General features: G+C 74.8%; 5 protein-coding genes. All 5 read left to right on the top strand.

Translation table 11 applies throughout. From position 1 onward, the window contains the following. Window positions 1-36 precede the first annotated feature (36 nt). The gene (locus ABZ312_RS03610; protein WP_500436358.1) at window positions 37-6,915 is read left to right on the top strand and encodes an SDR family NAD(P)-dependent oxidoreductase; all 6,879 of its coding nucleotides are present in this window, start codon (window positions 37-39) and stop codon (window positions 6,913-6,915) included. Between the two features lie 50 nt (window positions 6,916-6,965). Then, window positions 6,966-14,627 (top strand): beta-ketoacyl synthase N-terminal-like domain-containing protein, encoded by a 7,662-nt coding sequence (locus ABZ312_RS03605; RefSeq protein ID WP_500436356.1) that lies wholly within the window; start codon window positions 6,966-6,968, stop codon window positions 14,625-14,627. Window positions 14,628-14,655: 28 nt separating this feature from the next. Continuing rightward, a complete protein-coding gene (locus ABZ312_RS03600; RefSeq protein ID WP_500436354.1) occupies window positions 14,656-16,278 on the top strand; it encodes a PfaD family polyunsaturated fatty acid/polyketide biosynthesis protein in 1,623 nt (540 codons plus the stop codon). A gap of 479 nt (window positions 16,279-16,757) precedes the next feature. Next, window positions 16,758-18,518: an acyl-CoA dehydrogenase family protein gene (locus ABZ312_RS03595; protein ID WP_500358376.1), complete on the top strand. Its 1,761-nt coding sequence runs from the start codon at window positions 16,758-16,760 to the stop codon at window positions 18,516-18,518. After that, window positions 18,515-20,272 (top strand): acyl-CoA dehydrogenase family protein, encoded by a 1,758-nt coding sequence (locus tag ABZ312_RS03590; protein ID WP_500325481.1) that lies wholly within the window; start codon window positions 18,515-18,517, stop codon window positions 20,270-20,272. The genes ABZ312_RS03595 and ABZ312_RS03590 overlap by 4 nt, the downstream gene beginning before the upstream one ends. The last annotated feature ends 2 nt before the right edge of the window (window positions 20,273-20,274 follow it).

Genomic DNA, 20,274 nt, shown 5'->3' with positions numbered 1-20,274 from the left:
GCACTCGTGGATCCGCGCCCCCGCCACCCGGCGCCCATGACCGAGAGGACCGTCGTGCATCACTCACGTCTGGCCGAGACACCGATCGCCATCGTCGGGTTGGCCGGCCTGTTCCCCAAGTCGCGCGACCTGCGCGAGTTCTGGCACAACATCGTGGACGCCCGCGACTGCATCGAGGACGTCCCCGCGAGCCACTGGAACGTGGACGACCACTACGACCCGGACCCCGCCGCCGAGGACAAGACCTACGCCCGGCGCGGCGGTTTCCTGCCGGAGGTCGCCTTCAACCCCATGGAGTTCGGCCTGCCCCCGAACACCCTGGAGGTCACCGACATCCTGCAGCTGCTGTCGCTGACCGTCGCGCGCGACGTGCTGCGCGACGCGGGCACGGACGGCGCGGACTGGTACGACGCGAGCCGGACCGGCGTCATCCTCGGCGTCACCGGCGCCAACTCCCTCACCCAGCCGCTCTCCGCGCGCCTGCAGACGCCCGTGCTGAAGGAGGTCGTGCGCAGCGTCGGACTGAGCGAGGCCGACGCCGAGGAGATCGCCCGCCGCTTCAAGAAGGCGTACGTCCCGTGGGAGGAGAACTCCTTCCCCGGCATGCTCGGCAACGTCGTCGCCGGGCGCATCGCCAACCGCTTCGACCTCGGCGGCACCAACTGCACCGTCGACGCCGCCTGCGCCAGCTCGCTGGCCGCCGTCAAGCTCGCCGTCAGCGAGCTGATCGAGGGCCGCGCCGACCTGATGATCACCGGCGGCTGCGACGCCGAGAACACGATCCTCATGTACATGTGCTTCAGCAAGACCCCGGCATTCTCCAAGAGCCAGGTCATCAAGCCGTTCGACGAGTCCGCCGACGGCACGCTGATCGGCGAGGGCATCGGCATGCTCGCCCTCAAGCGGCTCGCCGACGCCGAGCGCGACGGCGACCGGGTCTACGCCGTGCTGCGCGGCATCGGCACCTCCAGCGACGGCCGCTTCAAGTCCATCTACGCCCCGCGCGCCGAGGGCCAGCAGCTCGCGCTGCGGCGCGCCTACGAGGACGCGGCCGTGCCCGCCGGCTCCGTGGAGCTCTTCGAGGCCCACGGCACCGGCACGGCGGTGGGCGACCACACCGAGCTGTCCGCCCTCGGGTCGTTCGTCACGGAGCAGCCCGGCTCCGGTCAGCTCGGCTACGCCGCCATCGGCAGCGTCAAGTCCCAGATCGGGCACACCAAGGCCGCCGCGGGCGCGGCGGGCCTCATCAAGCTGGCGCTCTCCCTGCACCAGAAGGTGCTGCCGCCCACCATCAACGTCGACCGGCCCAGCGATGCCGTCGACCCCGTGCGCACCCCCTTCTACGTCAGCCCCCAGGCACGCCCCTGGGTCCTGGACCCCTCACGCGACAAGCGGCGCGCCGCGGTCTCCTCCTTCGGCTTCGGCGGCACCAACTTCCACATGGTGCTGGAGGAGCACGACCCCGCCGCGGCCCGCACGGTGCTCGGCCCGGTGGCCCGCACCGGCCTGTGGCACGCCGCCGACCCCGAGGCGCTCGCCCGCCGCCTGGAGCAGGGCGCCGCCCCCGACCCGGCCGGCCGGGTGCCCACGGGCGACGCGCGGCTCGGCATCGTCGCCCGCGACGACGCCCAGTTCGAGGAACTGCGGGCCGCGGCCGTGGAGCTGCTGCGCGCCAAGCCCGAGGCGTCCTCCTGGCAGCACCCCAAGGGCATCACCTACCGCCGCGCCGGGCTCCCGTCCGGGACGAAGACGGCCGCCGTCTTCGCCGGGCAGGGCAGCCAGTACGTCGGCATGGGCCGCCGGGCCGCCCTCGCCCTGCCGCCCGTCCTCGCCGCGTACGACAGGGCCAACCGCATCAGCACCGGCCCGCAGACCCTCGGCCGGGTCGTCTTCCCGCCGCCCGCCTTCGACGACGCCACGCGTGCGGCCCAGGAGGAGGCGCTGCGCCGCACCGACTTCGCGCAGCCCGCCATCGGCGCCCTGTCGGCCGGGCAGTTCGCCTGGTTCCGCGAGCTCGGATTCGCCCCCGACGGGGCCGTCGGCCACTCCTTCGGCGAGCTCACCGCCCTGTGGGCGGCCGGCGCCCTCGACGACGACGGCTTCGCCGAATTGGCCCGCGCCCGCGGCCTGGCCATGGCCCCGCCACGCGCGGCCGCCGCCGACTTCGACCCGGGCGCCATGGCCGCGATACGCGCCGAACTCGGTGAGGTGCAGGGGCTCGTCGCCACCTACCGCAGTGTCGCCATCTGCAACATCAACGCTCCCGGCCAGGTCGTCGTCGGCGGCCCCACCGCCGAGATCGACCGCCTCGTCGCCGATGTCGCCGCCCGCAAGATCCCCGCCAAGCGGCTCCCGGTCTCCGCCGCCTTCCACACCCGCTTCGTCGCCCACGCCGCCGAGGCCTTCCGCGAGGCCGTCGACCGCGTCGGCCTCGGGGCGCCGAGCATCCCCGTCTACGCCAACACCCCGGGCGCCGCGTACGGCACGGACGCCGACGCCAACCGCGACACGCTCGTCGAGCAGTTGCTGCAGCCCGTCGCGTTCCAGACCCGCATCGAGGAGATGTACGCCGACGGCTACCGCGTCTTCGTCGAGTTCGGGCCCAAACGCGTGCTGTCCGACCTCATCGACCGCATCCTCGACGGGCGCGGCGACGTGGTCTGCGTCGCGGTCGACGGCGGGCCCAGCAAGGACGGCGAGATCTCGCTGAAGCGGGCCGCCGTCGAACTGGCCGTCCTCGGCCTCCCGGTCACCGGCATCGACGACCACGCCGAGCCGCTCCCGGACGCACCCGTCCGCAAGGGGCTCACGATCCCGCTGCGCGGCGTCAACTACGTCTCCGACGCACGGCGCGAGGCGTACGCGAAGGCCCTGTCGGAGCCGGGTGTCACCGTCGCGCCGCGCAGGGCGGAGCCCGCCGCGGCTCCGGAGGCGACGCCGTCCGACGCGCTGGGCGACGTCGTCCGTGAGGGCCTGGGGCTCCAGGCCGAGATCCTGGACGCCCACGTCGCGACCGTCCGCGAGGCGATCACGTCCCTGGAACGGACCGTCCGCGCGGGCGGCCACCCCGACACGGACGCCGCACTGCGGCTCATCGAGCAGCACGGCAGCTCCATCACCACCGCCCACGAGCGCGCGACGCGCCTGCTGATCGACACCCTCCGCGGCGACGCCGCGCCCGCGCCCCAGACCGTGCCCGAGGTCACCCCTGTGGAGACCGTTGCGCCCGCGCCTGCTCCCGCTGTTGCCGATACTGCGGTGTTGGTGGCGTTGCTTGAGGTGGTGGCGGAGAAGACGGGTTATCCGGCGGAGATGCTGGAGCCGGGGATGGATCTGGAAGCCGATCTGGGCATTGACTCGATCAAGCGGGTGCAGATCATGGGGGCGCTGCAGGAGCGTTTCCCGGTGTCGGGGGACATCGATCCGGAGCGGCTGGGTGAGCTGCGGACGTTGGACGACATCGCCGGGTTCCTCGGTGGTGTCGCTGCGCCGGCACCCGTGGAAGCCCCTGCCCCTGCCCCTGCCTTTGAGGCTGCTCCCGCTGTTGCTGACACTGCGGTGTTGGTGGCGTTGCTTGAGGTGGTGGCGGAGAAGACGGGTTATCCGGCGGAGATGCTGGAGCCGGGGATGGATCTGGAAGCCGATCTGGGGATCGACTCGATCAAGCGGGTGCAGATCATGGGGGCGCTGCAGGAGCGTTTCCCGGTGTCGGGGGACATCGATCCGGAGCGGTTGGGTGAGCTGCGGACGTTGGACGACATCGCCGGGTTCCTCGGTGGTGTCGCTGCGCCGGCACCCGTGGAAGCCCCTGCTCCTGTTGCTGCCGACACTGCGGTGTTGGAGGCGTTGCTTGAGGTGGTGGCGGAGAAGACGGGTTATCCGGCGGAGATGCTGGAGCCGGGGATGGATCTGGAAGCCGATCTGGGGATCGACTCGATCAAGCGGGTGCAGATCATGGGGGCGCTGCAGGAGCGTTTCCCGGTGTCGGGGGACATCGATCCGGAGCGGCTGGGTGAGCTGCGGACGTTGGACGACATCGCCGGGTTCCTCGGTGGCGTGGCCACGCCGGCACCCGTAGAAGCGCCTGCCCCTGCCCCTGCCCCTGCCCCTGCCCCTGCCCCTGCCTCTGAGGCTGCTCCCGCTGTTGCCGATACTGCGGTGTTGGTGGCGTTGCTTGAGGTGGTGGCGGAGAAGACGGGTTATCCGGCGGAGATGCTGGAGCCGGGGATGGATCTGGAAGCCGATCTGGGGATCGACTCGATCAAGCGGGTGCAGATCATGGGGGCGCTGCAGGAGCGTTTCCCGGTGTCGGGGGACATCGATCCGGAGCGGCTGGGTGAGCTGCAGACGTTGGACGACATCGCCGGATTCCTCGCCGGTGCCTCCGCTCCCACCTCCGGGCCCGCGCCCGTCCCCGCGACCCGTGCGGAGGCGCCGTTGACGGTGACGTACCCGGCCGCGCCCGGGATCGGGCGGACGTTCGCTTCATTACGCGAACTGCCCGCGCCGTACTCGGTCGTGGGGGCGTACGCCGAGCAGCGGACCGCGCTCGTGGTGGACGACGGGTCGACGCTGACCCGGCCGGTGGTGGCCGCGCTGCGCGCGGACGGCTGGCGGGTGGAGGTCGTGGGGCTGCCCGACGGGGTGGCGACCGCGGCCGAGGCGGACGCCGTACGGTCGCTGCGGACGTGGGAGGCCGACGAACTGGCCCGCGTCGTGACGGCGGGCAGGCTCGACCTCGTCGTCCAGGTGGCGGCCGCGGCCGGGGAAGAGTGGGCCGATGCCGCGCGGCGGCTGGCGCACACCGTGCTCGTGGCCCGGCAGACGCAGCCCGCGCTGAAGGCCGCGGCGGCCGGGGGCACGCGCGCGGCGTTCGTGGCGGTCACGCAGCTGGACGGGGCGAACGGCTACCGCGGTGGTGCGTCCGGCCCGGCGCTGCTGGGCGGTGTGAGCGGACTGGTGAAGACCCTCGCCATCGAGGCGCCGGAACTGTTCACCCGCACCGTGGACTTCGCGCCCGGCCTGGACGACCACACGATCGCGGCCCGCTTCCTGGGTGAGATCAAGGACCTGGCCGGCGACCTCGCCGACGTCGGGCACGACGCGCAGGGCCGTCGCACCGTCGTGCCGTCGGCGCAGGCACCGGCCGGGCCCGCGGTGGCCGTGCCGGAGATCGGCGCGGACGACCTGCTCGTGGTGACCGGCGGAGCGCGCGGCATCACGGCGGACTGCCTGCGGGCGCTGGTGGCGGCCCGCCCGGCGGGGCTGCTGCTGCTCGGCCGCAGCGAGGCCGCCCCGGAGCCCGAGTGGGCCGCCGGGCTGGAGGGCACCGCGCTGAAGGGCGCGATCGCCCGGCGGATCGCCGCCGGCGGCGAGAAGCCGACCCCGCGCGGGGTGGAGGCGGTCTACCGGGAGCTGACGGGCAGCCGGGAGATCTCGGAGAACCTGCGTCGGCTGAGGGCGTACGGCGGGAGCGTGCAGTACGTCGCCGTCGACATCACCGACGCCGCCGCGGTGAGGACCGCCCTGGCCCCGTACGCGCCCCGGGTCACCGGGGTCGTGCACGGCGCGGGGGTGCTGGCCGACCGGCTGATCGTGGACAAGACGGCGGAGGAGGTCCACCGCGTCCTCGGCACAAAGATCGTCGGCTTGGGCAACGTCCTGGACGCGCTGCGCGGCACCGCCGCCCTGCGGCACCTGGTGTTCTTCTCCTCGGTCGCCGGGTTCTTCGGCAACCGCGGCCAGTCCGACTACGCCGTGGCCAACGAGGCGCTGAACCGGCTCGCCGTACGGCTCAAGCGGGAACTGCCGTCGGCCCGGGTGACCTCGGTCAACTGGGGTGCCTGGGACGGCGGGATGGTCACCGACGACCTGCGCCGGATGTTCGCCTCGCGCGGGGTGGAGCTGGTCCCGGTCGCGACCGGGGCGGGCATCTTCGCCGAGCAGTTCACGGCGGAGCGCGGCCACGACACGGTCATCGTGGCGGGCCCGCTGAGGCCGCTGTCGGCGCCGCCCGCCACCGGGTCCGGCGCGCCGGTGTCGCTGCTGGTGGACCGTGGGCTCGACCGGCTGGCCGCCGAGACGGTGCTGGCCGACCACGCGATCGGCGGCAGGCGGGTGCTGCCCGCCACCGCCGCCGTGGGCGCCCTGCTCAACGCCGTCGAGACGGCGACCGATGGGACGGTCACCGAGGTGAGCGGGTTCAAGGTCTTCAAGGGGGTCGTCCTGGACGGTGCCGAGGGCGAGGTCCCCGAGCGGCTGCGGCTGTTCGTGGAGCCCGGCCGGAACGCCGGCCCCGGCACCCTGGACGTGCTGGCCTCCGCCGTCGACACCGCCGGGCGCAGCCGCCCGGCGTACGGCGGCACCGTCGGCACGGACGGACCCGGCCCGCGTCCCGCGGACCGCGCGGACCTCGCCGAGGCGGCCCGCGCGGCGAGCGGCACCGACGCCGGCTACCTCTACCGCGACGGCACGCTCTTCCACGGCCCGTCGCTGCGCGGGCTGCGCCGGATCCTCGCCTCGGACGAGCACCGGCTGCTGCTCGGCGCCCGTCTCGGCGACCCCGTCCCGGCGCACGGCGCCTACCACGGCCTGCGGCACAGCCCCGTCCTGGCCGACCTGCTGCTGCAGGCCGGGCTGGTGTGGGTCCGGCTGTTCCGCGGCCGGGCCAGCCTGCCGATGGAGGTCTCCCGGATCCGGCTCTTCGCCCCCCTGCCCGCCGACGAGGACTTCCTGATCGCGGTGGAGGACGTCCGGCCGGCCACGACCGGGGTGACCTGCTCGATCACCGCGCTCGACCGCGAGGGCCGGGTCCTGCAGGTGCTCGACGGGGTGGCGTTGGTCGAGGACCCGGAACTGGAGGGCAAGTTCGGGCCCTGCGGGCGGTCCGGCGCGACCGCCGCCGTCCCGGTCTGACGACCGCCGACCCGACCGGACCGACTCGGACACTCGGAGGCTGACCCACCATGGGCACGTACGCGATCGTCGGCCTGGCCTGCCTCTTCCCCGGGGCAGGGACACCCGACGACTACTGGCGGAACCTGACCGGCGGCGTGGACTCGCGCACCGACGGGGACAGCCGGATCTTCGGGCAGGACCCACGGGTCCGCGAGACCGACCCCGACGACCGGCACCGCATCTACTGCACCCGGGGCGGGTTCCTCACGGAGGAGGACGCGACGGCCTTCGACCCGAGCGGATACCTGCTCCCGTCCGACTACCTGGCCGGCCTGGACCGCTCGTTCCACTGGGCGCTCCGGGTGGCCGGGGACGCTCTGGCCGACGCGGGCTCTCCCCCCGGCGCCGCGGCCGGCCGGAGCGGACGGAGGACCGGGGTGGTGTTCGGGAACTACCCGTTCCCCACCCCGGCCTCCGGCAGGGTCGCCGGAGAGTTGTGGGACTCGGCGGTGGCCCGGGGACTGGCGGACGCCGGTCTCCCGGCGGCGGCACCCGGCGGCGACCCCGCCGGGGCCGCCGGCCCGGCGGGCACCGCCGCCGCCCACAACCTGTGGGCGGGCGGGATGCCCGCCCAGGTGGTGGCCGCGGCGCTCGGCCTCGACGGGCCCCGCTTCACCCTGGACGCCGCCTGCTCCTCAGCGCTGTACGCGCTGAAGCTGGCCTGCGCCCACCTGGAGACGGGCCGCGCCGACCTGATGCTGGCGGGCGGGGTCTGCGCCCCCGACCCGACCGTCATCCACCTGTCCTTCTCCGACCTGCGGGCCTATCCGCCGGACGGCTTCAGCCAGCCCTTCGACGCCCGCTCCCGGGGCATCGTCACCGGCCAGGGCGCCGCCATGGTCGCCGTGAAGCGCCTGGCCGACGCCCGGCGCGACGGCGACCGGGTGTACGCGGTCGTCGACGCGCTCGCCCTCACCAACGACGGCCCCGGCAAGCACATGCTGGTGCCGAACGCCGCCGGGCAGCTCGCCGCGTACGAACTCGCCTACCGCGAGGCGGGCGTGGACCCCTCGGCCGTCCAGTACCTGGAGTGCCACGCCACCGGGACGCCGCTCGGCGACAGCACCGAACTCGGCGGGGTCGAGGCGTTCTTCGGCCGCGGACCGCTGCTGGGGTCGGTCAAGTCCAACATCGGCCACCTGCTGACCGTGGCCGGCATGACCAGCCTCATCAAGGTCGTCCTCAGCCTGTCGCACGGCATGATCCCGCCCACCATCGGCGTCGGGCAGCCCCTGCCGGGGACCGTCGCCGACCGGGTCGTCCGTGAGGCGGTGGCCTGGCCCGAGCCCGCGGGCGGCGGTCCCCGCCGGGCCGGCGTCTCGGCCTTCGGCTTCGGCGGTACGAACGCGCACGTCGTCCTCTCGGCCCCCGACCCCGACCCCGACCCCGCGCCCGACCGCGTTCCGGAGCCCGCTTCCGCGGCGACGCCGGTGCCGCCGCTGGCCGTCATCGGCATGGGCGCGCACTTCGGCTCGTTCACCACGCTGGACGCCTTCGAGCGTGCCGGGTACGAGGGCCTGGACGCCGTGCGCGCGCTGCCCCGACAGCGGTGGCGCGGCTTCGAGGACGTCGAGGGCGGCCCCCTGGCCCGGGCCGGGCTCGCCGGCGAGCACGCGCCGAGGGCCGCGTACGTCGAGGAGTTCGAGGTCGACGCGACCTCGTACAAGATCCCGCCCAAGGACCTCGACCACTTCAACCAGCAGCACCTGCTGATGATGCGCGTCGCCGAGGAGGCGCTGCGCGACGCCGGGTACGAGCGGCCGCGCCCCGGCACCGGCGGGGACGCCGGGCCGCGCCGGGTCGCCGTCGTCGTCGGCATGGAGATGGAACCGAGCGCGCACGGCCACGGCTCCCGCTACGAACTGGGCCGCAAGCTCGCCGACTGGTGCGCGCAGGCCGGCGTGGAGCCCACCCCCGGGCAACTGGCCGAGCTCACCCGGGCCGCGCGCAACGGCGTCCACGACTCCATCGAGCCCAACGAGGTGCTCAGTTACATCGGCAACATCATGGCCAGCCGGGTCTCCTCGCTGTGGAACCTGACCGGCCCCTCCTTCACCCTCTCCTCCGACAGTTCGGTGGGCGTCGACGCCCTCGACGTCGCCCGGTTGCTGTTGCTCGACCCGACCGTCGAGGCCGTCCTCGTCGGCGCCGTCGACCTCGCGGCCGGGCCCGAGAACACGCTCGCCCGCGAACTGCTGGAGCCCGGCTCGGTCCGGGACGGGCTGCGTGTCCTCGGCGAGGGTGCCGGGGCCGTCGTCGTCACCCGGCCCGCGTCGGTGCCGCCGGGACGGACCGTGTACGCCACGGTGGAGGCCGTCGCCGTCCACCACTGCGGGGACGTGACCCCCGGGGCCCGCCCCGAACTGGTCGCCTGCGCCGCCGAGGAAGCGCTGGCCGCCGCCGGGCTCACCCCGGCCGACGTCGAACTCGTAGAGGCGGGCGCCGCGACCGCCGCCGAACGCGAGGGCCTGGCCTGGGTCTGGACCCGTGACCGGGCCGGCGGCGAACTGCGCACCGCGCTGTCCGGAGTCCACGCCTGCGTCGGCGACACCGGCCGCGCCTCCGCGCTCGCCTCCGTCATCCGGGCCGCGCTGTGCCTGCACCACGCCTACTTCCCGGTCGCCCCGGGCGGCGGAGCCGTCCCTCCGGACGGCTCCTCCTTCTTCCTCCCCGCCGACTCCCGCCCCTGGCTGCGGGCCCGGCGCGACGGACGGCGCGCGGCGTCGGTGAGCGTCACCGGCACGGCGGGCAGCCACGGCCACGTCGTCCTGGCCGGTGCCAGGGTGCGCGGCGAGGTCGCCGAGACCGACTGGGCCCGCTCCGGCGGCGGCCTCGTCGTGCCCGTCGGCGCCGACGACATCGAGGGGCTGCTGCGACGGCTCGGCGAGCTGCGGGCGGCGCTCGACGGGGACTGGGCGGCCCTCGCCGAGGACCGCCCCGCCCGGCTCAAGGCCGTCCTCGTCGCCGACGACACCGCCGGGCTCGCCCGGCAGATCGACCAGGCCGTCAAGGACCTGCCGCAGGTGTGGCGGTCGGGCGGGGAGTGGACCTCGCCCTCCGGCAGCCACTTCACCTCCCGGCCGATCGGCGCCGGCGGCAGTGCCAAGGTGGCCCTGGTCTTCCCCGGCGCCTTCAACTCCTACCTGGGCCTGGGCCGTTCCCTCTTCCGCGCCTTCCCCGGGCTGCTGCCCCGCTTCGAGGCGCAGGCCGAGCTCCCCGCGGAGCTCCTGCGCAGCGCCGCCCTCTACCCGCGCTCCCGTGAGCTCCTCGGACGGCGCGAACTGATGCGCCGGGAGGGCGAACTCGTCGAGGACATCCCCCTGATGCTGGCCGCCGGCACCAGCTACGCGCTGCTGTCGACGGACCTGGTGCGGGAGGTCCTGGGCGTGCCCGTGCAGGGCGCGTTCGGCTACAGCCTCGGCGAGAGCAGCATGCTCTTCGCCACCGGCGGCTGGATCAAGAGCGCCCGCGGCGACGCGAAGATCAGCGCCTCGCCGCTCTTCGACGACATGCTGCGCGGACCCAAGCGCACGGTGCGCGAGCTGTGGGGACTCGGCGACGACGTCCCGGACGCGCAGGTGTGGGCCACACATGTGCTGCTCGCCCCGGCCGACGACGTACGGGCGGCCGTCGAGCGCTTCGACCGGGTCTTCGTCACCCACGTCAACACCCCGCAGGAGGTCGTGGTCGCCGGCGACCCCGGCCAGTGCGCCGAGCTCATCGCCGCACTGGACTGCCGCAGCGCCCGCTCGCCGGCCAACCACGTCATGCACTGCCCGGTCGTCGACGGCGTCCTCGGCGAACTCGCCGACCTCAACCGGTACCCGACCGGCGACGTCGGCGGCCTGACGCTCTACAGCAGCCGGCACTACGCGCCCGTGACCGGCCTCGACCCGGACGCCGTCGCCGCGAACATCGCCGTCACGCTGCGGGAGACGGTCGACTTCCCGCGGCTGGTGCGGCGGGCGTACGCGGACGGGTTCCGCTGCTTCATCGAGGTCGGGCCGAGCAGCACGTGCGCCCGCTGGATCCACGAGACGCTCGGCGACGAGCCGCACGTGGCGGTCTCCGTCGACCGGCGCGGGGCACGCGGCGCCGGCGACATCGCCCGCCTCGTGGCCCGACTGGCCTCCCACGGCGTCCCGGTCGACCTCGGCGCGTTCGCGGTCCCGGCGTCCGTCTCCGCGTCCGCCGCCCGGCGCCCGATCGGCCTGCGCACCTTCACGGTGGGCGGCGCGCCGGTCGCGCCGCTGGTGGCCGCGGGCGCGGGACCGGTGGTGGCGGGGCTGCGGCCCGCGCGGGGCGCGGTGGTTGCGGCTGCGGCTGCGGGTGCGGGGGCCGGGCTGGTGATGCGCGGCGTCGCGGGCCGCGGGTCCGTCGTGGGGTCTCCCATCCGCCCGCCCCTTCCCGGTGCTCAGGTGCCGGAAGGCGGTCAGTCCGTCCCGGACGTTGCGGGCGGCGAGTCCGGGATGGCGGTTTCTGCCGATCCGCCGGTGTCCGTCGCGGGGGAGCGCGGGTCCGTCGTAGGGCCTGCCACCCGCCCGCCCCTTCCCGGTGCGGGTGTTGCGCGGCCGCACGTGTCGGCCGCCGCTGTCGCGGAGCGCGGGCTCGGGGCGGGTGCGGGAGGTGCGGCGTCGCAGGAGCCGGCGTCCGGCGCGGGGGCCGCCGGGCCCGGTAGGCGTGCAGGGAACGTCATCCCCGCCCCGGGGCACCCCGTGGGCGGGGGGTCCGCCGCCGGCGTCCACGCGTCCCGGACGGCCACTCCTGCCGGGTCGCCGCTTTCCTGCGCGACGGGTCCGGCGGCTCGAAGGTCCGAGCCCGGCGTGCGTGCCGGGAACGTCATCCCCGCCCCGGCGAACGCCGTGGGTGCCGAATCCGCCACGGAATGGGACACCGCGATGTCGATCAGCCCCGCCGCACAGCCGCCCGCACCAGCGCTCGTGCTGGAGCGGGAGCCGATCACGATGATCCCGGCCGCCGCCGTGACCGCCACCGTCATCGCGGCCGCCCCGCCGGTGCCGGTCGTGGAGCCGCAGGAGCCGCCGGGCCCGGCCATCTTCGGGGCGCCGCTGCCCGTACAGCCGCCCCGGCAGGAGAGCACCGCCGCGCTCGTGCGCGGGCTGCGCAGCGAGATGCTGGAGGCCCACCGGGAGGTGCTGGACGCCCAGCGGGCCCTGCGCGACCAGCTGGCGGCCCTGCTGTCCGCCGCCACCCCCGCGACCGTCCCCGTCCCCGAGCCCGCGACCCCCGCCGTACGCGCGCCCAAGCCGGAGGGCGTGATCTGGGACGAGCACGACCTCCTGGAGTTCGCCACCGGGAAGATCGGGAACGTCTTCGGCCCGCGCTTCGCCGAGATCGACGGTCACCGCCGCCGTGTCCGGCTGCCCGCCCCGCCGTACCACTTCGCCACCCGCGTCACCGCGCTGGAGGCCGAACCGGGGGCGTTCGAGCCCTCGTTCATCCGCACCGAGTACGACGTTCCGCTCGACGCCTGGTACGCCGTGGACGGCCAGGTGCCCCCGGCCGTGACCATCGAGGCGGGCCAGTGCGACCTGCTGCTGATCAGCTACCTCGGCATCGACTTCACCAACCGCGGCGACCGCGTCTACCGCCTGCTCGACAGCAGCCTCAGCTTCGTGGGGGACCTGCCGCGGGTCGGCCAGACGCTGCGCTACGACATCTGGATCGACCAGTTCGTGCGGCAGGGCGACACGACGCTGTTCTTCTTCCACTACGACTGCTACGCCGACGGTGAGCTGATCCTGAAGCTGAACAACGCCTGCGCCGGCTTCTTCACCGACGACGAGCTGGAGAACTCGCTCGGCATCATCCAGGGCAGGGCCGTGCCGCCCAAGGGCGACGGCGCCTTCTCCGGGGCGAGTTCCTTCAAGCCCGTGCAGCCCACCTCCCGCACCGCACTGACCGCCGCCGACCTGGCGGCGCTCGCCGAGGGACGGATCGCGGACGTCTTCGGGCCGGGCCACCGGCAGCCCGAGGGCTGCAACACCTCCCTGCGCCTGCCCGGCGAGCGGCTGCGCATGGCCGACGAGGTCACCGTGCTGGACCGCAAGGGCGGCGCGCACGGCCTCGGCCGGATCGAGGCCGTCAAGCACCTTGTCCGGGACGGCTGGTACTTCACCTGCCACTTCCCGGACGACCCGGTGCTCGCCGGCTCGCTGGTCGCCGAAGGCGCGGTGCAGCTGCTGGAGGTGTACGCGATGTCCCTCGGCCTGCACCTGTGCTTCCCCGACGCCCGCTTCCAGCCCGTCCAGGGCCTGACCACGGAGGTCAAGGTCCGCGGCCAGATCACCCCGGCCACCGAACGCATCGAGTACCGGATCGACGTCACCGGGCTGACGCTGCTGCCCCGTCCCGCCATCACCGCGGACGTGGTCGTGCTGCGCGACGGCAAGCCGTCGATCGGGGTCACCGGCCTCGGGATCCGCCTGGTGGAGAAGCCCGGCACCCCGTACCGCCCGGAGACCGGCGGCACGGTGCCGCACTTCCTCGGCCGGCTCAGCCCCGCGAGCGGCGAGCCCGCGCTGCTCAACGAGTTCCACATGGCGCACGCCGCCAAGGGGGACCTGGCGGTCGCGATGGGCCCCGAGTTCGAGGTCTACGCCGACAGCCGCGCGCCGTACATCCCCAACGGCGACTTCCTCTTCGTCGACCGCGTCATGGCGCTGGAGGGCACCCGCGGCGTCCTGAAGAAGGGCGCCGTCATGGTCACCGAGTACGACGCGCCGGAGGACGCCTGGTACTACGCGCACAACGGGCACCCGTACATGCCGAACTGCGTCCACATGGAGTCCAGCCTCCAGGCCGCCATCCTCCTCGGCTACTACCTGGGCGCCACGCTGCCCTTCCCGGACGAGCAGTTCAGCATCCGCAACCTGGACGGCCGCGCCACCCTCGTCAAGGACGTCGACCTGCGCGGCAAGACCATCAGGCACCGTTCGACGCTGCTGTCCAGCGACCGGATGCCCGGCTCGATCCTGCAGAACTACGCGTACGAACTCTCCACCGACGGCGAGGTCTTCTACCGCGGCGAGTCCCTGTTCGGCTACTTCAACGCCAAGGCCCTGGAGAACCAGGTCGGCCTCGACAAGGGCGAGCACGTCCTGCCCTGGCTCGACCGGCAGCCCGCCCGCCCGGCCGGCGTCCGCCGCGTCGAGCTGGCCGCCCACCGCGCCGCGCAGGCCACCCGGGGCACGACCCGGCTGGCCGGCGGCCACCTCGACCTCGTCGAATGGGTCGACGTCCTGCCCGGCGGCGGCGAGCACGGCCGGGGCTACCTGCGCGGCCACCGCTCTATCCGCCCCGACGACTGGTACTTCAGCTGCCACTTCCACCGCGACCCGGTGATGCCCGGATCGCTGGGCGTGGAGGCGCTGCTGCAGGGCCTGCAGGTGTACGCCGTCGAGGCCGGGCTCACCGACGGGCTGGTGAACCCGCGCTTCGCGCTCGCCTCCGGCGCCGAGATGACCTGGAGCTACCGCGGCCAGATCCTCCGCACCGACCCGGACATGGAGTTCGACGTGCACGTCAAGGAGGTGCGCCGCGAACCGGGCCGGATCCTGCTGCTCGGCGACGCGAGCGTCTGGAAGTCGACCCTGCGGATCTACCGGCTGGGCGACATCGGCATCGAGATCCACCACGACCAGACCTGAGCAAGCGGCGAGCGACAGGAGACGCAGCATGACCACCGACCTCCACCGGCCGCGGTGGACCGGACCCCAGGCGCCGGCTGTCGGCGACACCGGGGTCTACGAAGCCCTGATGCGGCTCGACGAACCCGTCTACGTCCTGCGCGGTCCCTACGGGCTGGGCGCCGCCACCGGCGGCGTTTTCGGCCCGGCCGGCGAGCACGAGATCGTCGCCGCCGCGCCCCCGCTCGGTCCCGAACGCCTGGGCAGCGCCGCCTTCCTGAAGGCCCACGGCCTGCGCTACGCCTACATGAGCGGCGCCATGGCCAACGGCATCGCCTCCGCCGGCATGGTCGTCGCCATGGCCCGGGCCGGCTTCCTCGGCTCGTACGGCGCGGCGGGCCTGCTCCCGGAGGCCGTGGAGAAGGCCCTGGTCCGCTTCCGTGACGAGATCCCCGGCCTCCCGTACGCCTGCAACCTCATCCACAGCCCGAGCGAGGAGCGCCTGGAGCGCACCGCCGTCGACCTGTTCCTGAAGTACGGCGTGCCCTGCGTGGAGGCCTCCGCCTTCCTCGCCCTCACCCCGCACCTCGTCCGCTACCGGCTGGCCGGGTTGCGGGCCGGCGGACCGTACGGCGTCACCGCGGGCAACCGGGTCATCGCCAAGATCTCCCGCCCCGAACTCGCCGAGCTGTTCATGCGGCCCGCCCCCGAGGCCATGGTGCGGGCGCTCGTCGCCGAGGGCGCGATCACGCAGGAGCAGGCCCGGCTCGCCGAACGCGTCCCGCTCGCCGACGACATCACCGTCGAGGCCGACTCCGGCGGCCACACCGACCGCCGCCCGCTGCCCGCGCTGCTGCCCGTCATCATCCGGCAGCGCGACGCCGTCCAGCAGGAGGAGGGCTACGCCGAGCGCATCCGCGTGGGCGCCGCCGGCGGCATTGGCACGCCCGAGGCGGCGGCCGCCGCCTTCGCCATGGGTGCCGACTACGTGGTGACGGGATCGGTCAACCAGTCCTGCCTGGAGGCCGACACCTCACCCCGCGTCAAGGAGATGCTGGCCCAGGCGGGCATCGCCGACTTCGAGATGGCGCCGGCGGCCGACATGTTCGAGATGGGCGTCGAGCTCCAGGTGCTCAAGCGGGGCACGTTCTTCCCGATGCGGGCCAAGCAGCTCTACGAGCTGTACCGGACGTACGACGGGATCGAGGCCATCCCGGCGGCGGTGCGGCAGAAGGTGGAGCAGCAGGTCTTCCGGCGCCCGCTGGACACGGTGTGGGACGAGACCCTCGCGTACTTCCGGCGGCGCGACCCCGACCAGCTGGCCCGCGCCGAGGGCAACCCCAAGCGGCGCGCCGCGCTGGTCTTCCGCTGGTACCTGGGCATGGCCTCGCGCTGGGCCAAGACCGGCGAGGCCGACCGCGCCGTCGACTACCAGATCTGGTGCGGGCCGGCGATGGGCAGCTTCAACGCCTGGGTCCGCGGGACGTACCTGGCGGCCCCCGAGCACCGGCGGGTCGCGGACGTCGCCCGGCAGATCATGACGGGCGCCGCCTTCCACCAGCGGCTCGCGTTCCTGCGTGCGGCGGGGGTCGCCTTCCCGGCGGGCATCGCGACCCGGCCCTCGCCGGACGACGCGAACGCGCCCGGCCCCGCGGTGGGGGTGCGGCCGTGACGGCCCGGCCGTCATTCCCGGCAGGCGGCAGGGCCGCCGGGGCGGACAGCCCGGCGCCAGCGGGGGCGTCGCCGTCGGCTGAGGTGGGGAACGGCCGCGCCGACGGGCGGGGGACGGGGCGCGGGCTCCGGCTGCCCCCGCAGGACGGAGCCGTCGCGGGCGTGAAGGTGACCGCCTCCGGCGCTCCGGGCGACGACGTGCCGTGGTCCGGAGCGGACGGCCCGGTGGCGTCTGCTGCAGATGCGGAACACCCCGGGGCCCCGGGCCGGTCCGGTCGGGGGAGCGGGCCTTCCGGCCGGGTGGCCGGCGCGGCACCGCGACCGCCGGGCGGGGCCCTCGTGGTCGACGCGCCGCGGGACGACGAGGCGCGGCCTCCGGCGGACCGCGGCCAGGGGCCGCGTGCGGCCCGAGGGGCGGAGGGGGACGGCCCCGCGCCGTCGTCGACGGCCGTCGCAGTGCGGCCGCGAAGGCCCGGCGACGTGACGCCCGCGGGACCGGAGACCCCCTTCGCCGCCGCCGAGGCGCTGGACGCCGCGCTCGGGGATCCGTGGGAGCCCGGGAACCCGTACGGCTTCGCCGCCGGGACGGCCCGTGACGACGAAGAGGCGTACCCGGCGCGGTGGGAGGCGCGGCTGCGGGAGGAGGACTTCCACGTCGCCTACCTGCCCGCGGACCTCGGCGGGAGCCTGCGCACGCTGGAGGACACCCACGTCCTCGTCCGCGTCGCCGCCCGGCGGGACGCGAACGTCATGCCCGCCACCATGTTCGGCATCTCCGCCGTCATGACCGTGCTCGCCGCCGGCACCCCCGAGCAGCGCAGGACCGTCGCCGCGTGGGCGCGCGAGGGCCGTACCGTCGCGTTCGGGCTGTCCGAGGAGCACGCGGGAAGCGACGTGCTGGCGAACACCTGCCGCCTCGACACCGCCGCCATGACGCTGACCGGCACCAAATGGCTCGTGGGGCGCGGCGCGAGCGCCGACGCGGCCGTCGTGGTGGCCAGGACCGCGGACCGGGGCCCGGCGGCGTTCACGGCGCTGCTGCTGGGCCCGGAGACCCTGGCCGACGCCCGCGTGCGGCGGCTGCCCGCGCGGCGCACCACGGGGATGCGGGGCATCGACTTCGCGGACCTGGCCTTCGACGCGGTGCCCGTGCCGCCGGACGCGGTGGTCGGCGGCGCCGGCGCCGGGCTCGCCGGGGCGATGCGGGCCCAGCAGATCGTCCGGCTGATGAGCACCGCGGGCTGCCTGGCGACCGCCGACACCGCGCTGCGCACCGCCCTGAGGTTCGCGCGGGCGCACCGCACGGGCGGCGAGCCCGTCGCGGACACCCCGTACGGGGCGCGGGAACTGGCGGTGGCCGCCGCGGAGTTCATGGCCGCCGACCTGACGGCGCTCGTCGCGGCACGGTACGCCCATGTCGCGCCGGGCACCTTCGGCCTGGCCTCGTCCGTCGTCAAGCGCGTCGCCACCCGGCTCACCGCCGACTGCGCGCACCGTGCCCGCGCCCTCGTCGGGGCGCGTGCGGTGCTGCGGGACGGCGACGGCCCGGGCGCCGTCCTCGACAAGGCCGTCCGGGACAACGCGATGGTCGAGGTCATCGACACCAGCGTGCTGGGCAACCTGCGGGCGGTCGCGATGTTCCTGCCCGCGTACGCCACGCCCCGGGAACCGGAACCGGAGCGCGAGCGCAGGCTCGCCGCCCTCTTCGACCTGGGCGGCGCCGCCCTGCCGGGCCTCGACCCCGCCGCCCTCGACCTGGGGGCCCGGCCGGGCGACGACATCCTGCTCGGCTTCGCCTCGCACGCCGACACCATCGCCGCCGAGCTCCACCGCAGGGGCGCGACGCGCGCCGCGACGCTGGTCACCGGGGTGCAGTCGGGCCTGGCCGCGACCTTCCGGGAGGCGGCGGCCGCGCCGCGGCAGCGGACGGCCCCCGACCTGCTCGACCTGGCGGACCGGCTGTGCCCGCTCCACGCGGCCGCGACGGCGGCCCTGACCTGGTGGTTCCACCGCGACCGCGGCGGCCTGTACGGCGAGCCGGAGCCCGGCGGAGCCGGATGGCTCACCGCCGTGACGGCGCTGCTCCTCACGGTGGCCGAGGGCCGCGACCCGCGCACCGCCGGCCGGGACGTCGCCCCGGCGGGCCGGCTGATCGCCGAACTCGACGCGGCACGCCGCCTGTTCACGGCACTGCCGGTGCGGCTGTGCGACCGACCGGGACCGGAGGACGAGGAGACATGACCGATCTGCCCGCGCTCATGGCCGACCTGGAGCGCCACCTGGGGAGCCCCAACGACCCCGCCGGTCCCATGCCGTACGCCCGCGTCCTCGACCTGGACGAACGCGAGGCGTATCCGCACGAGTTCGTCGACCTGCTGGCCTCCTGGGGCCTGTACGACTGGATCGTGCCCGCCGCGCACGGCGGCCGGGCCGTCGACGTGCAGGACGGCTACCACCTGTTCCGGCTGGTCGCCCGCCGCGACCCCACCACCGCCACCGCGATGGTGATCACCAGCATCGCCTACATGCCGCTGTGGATCGCGGGCAGCGACGAGCAGCGCACGTCCTTCGCCGACCACGTCCGCTCCGGCGGCAAGATGGCCTGGGGCCTGTCCGAACGCCGGCACGGCAGCGACGTGCTCGCCAACGAGCTGACCGCGCGGCCCGTCGAGGGCGGCTGGCTGCTCGACGGCGAGAAGTGGACGATCGGCAACGCCACCCAGGCCGACGTCGTCATGCTTTTCGCCCGCACCTCCCCCCAGGGCGGCCCCGGCGGCTACTCGATCCTCGCCCTGGACAAGCGCGCCCTGACCGCGGGCAGCTGCGAACCGCTGCCCGACGAGCCGCTGCACGGCCTGCGCGGCCTCGACATGAGCGGGGTGCGGCTGCGGGACTGCTTCGTGCCGTCCGCCGCGCTCGTCGGCCGCGAGGGGCAGGGCCTGGAGATCGCCCTGAAGGCCGGGCAGTTCGCCCGCGTCCTGATCAACCTGATCGCGCTGAGCACGGTGGACACCGCCCTGCGCACCACCTTGGACTTCGCCACGACCCGGGAGGTCTTCGGCACCACGGTCTCGGCGATCCCGTACTCGCGGCGGCAGCTCGCGGAGTCCTACGCCGAACTGCTGGTCGCCGACGCCATGACCTCCACCGCGGTGCGCGCCCTGCAGATGGCCCCGGCGCAGATCAGCATCTGGTCGTCGGTGGTCAAGTACTTCGTGCCCACCCTGCTGGAGGGGACGCTCGGCCGGCTCGGCGTGGTGCTCGGCGCCCGCCACTGGCTGCGCGACCACCCGCGGCACGGGATCTTCCAGAAGGCGCGGCGCGACTTCGGCGTGGCCGGTTTCGCCGACGGCAACACCGTGGTCAACCTGAAGAACATCGCCCTGCAGCTCGGACCGCTGCTCAGCTCCGCCGTCACCCCGCCGCCGGGGCTGGTCGAGGAGGCCGCGGCCAGGGTCGCCGTGCTCTTCGACCCGGCCCACCCCATGGAGCCGTACCGGCCCGCCGGGCAGCAGCTGTTCAGCCGCGGCGTCGACGACCCGGTGGTCACCCTGCGCGCGGCCGTGGCCGAGCTGCGGCGGGAGGCGGCGGCCACGACCGGCCGCGACGCGGCCCGGCTCGCGGACGGCGCGGCGACCGCGGACGCGCTCGCCGGCGAACTGGACCGGATCGCCGAGGAGCACCGCAAGCTCACCTCCGCCCTCGGCAAGGCCGCCAGCCAGTCGGCCGAGCTGTTCGACCTGGCCGAGCAGTACACGACGGTCTCCGCCGCCGCGGCCGTCGTCCACCTCCACCTGCGCGGCCGGGAGAGCCTGAGCCCGCCGCTGCGCTCCCCGGCGGTGCTGCTGCTCTGCCTGGAGCGGCTGCTGCGGCGGTTCCACCCCACGCGCCGGGTGACCGGCCCCGAGGAGGTCGACGAGGTGGCCGCGGCGCTGGAGGCGGCGCACCGCGACGGCCTGCTCTTCTCCTTCCGCGCGTTCCCCGTCAACTGGTGACC

Source organism: Streptomyces sp. NPDC006207 (genome assembly GCF_040613835.1).
GTDB lineage: Bacteria > Actinomycetota > Actinomycetes > Streptomycetales > Streptomycetaceae > Actinacidiphila.
The sequence above is the reverse complement of the archived record's forward strand: the minus strand, read 5'-3'. Positions and strand labels throughout refer to the sequence as shown.

Bases quoted from the DNA above. Each gene is read 5' to 3' on its own strand.
- ABZ312_RS03605 (WP_500436356.1), top strand. From the start codon at position 6,966: ATGGGCACGTACGCGATCGTCGGCCTGGCCTGCCTCTTCCCCGGGGCA.
- ABZ312_RS03610 (WP_500436358.1), top strand. From the start codon at position 37: ATGACCGAGAGGACCGTCGTGCATCACTCACGTCTGGCCGAGACACCG.
- ABZ312_RS03590 (WP_500325481.1), top strand. From the start codon at position 18,515: ATGACCGATCTGCCCGCGCTCATGGCCGACCTGGAGCGCCACCTGGGG.
- ABZ312_RS03600 (WP_500436354.1), top strand. From the start codon at position 14,656: ATGACCACCGACCTCCACCGGCCGCGGTGGACCGGACCCCAGGCGCCG.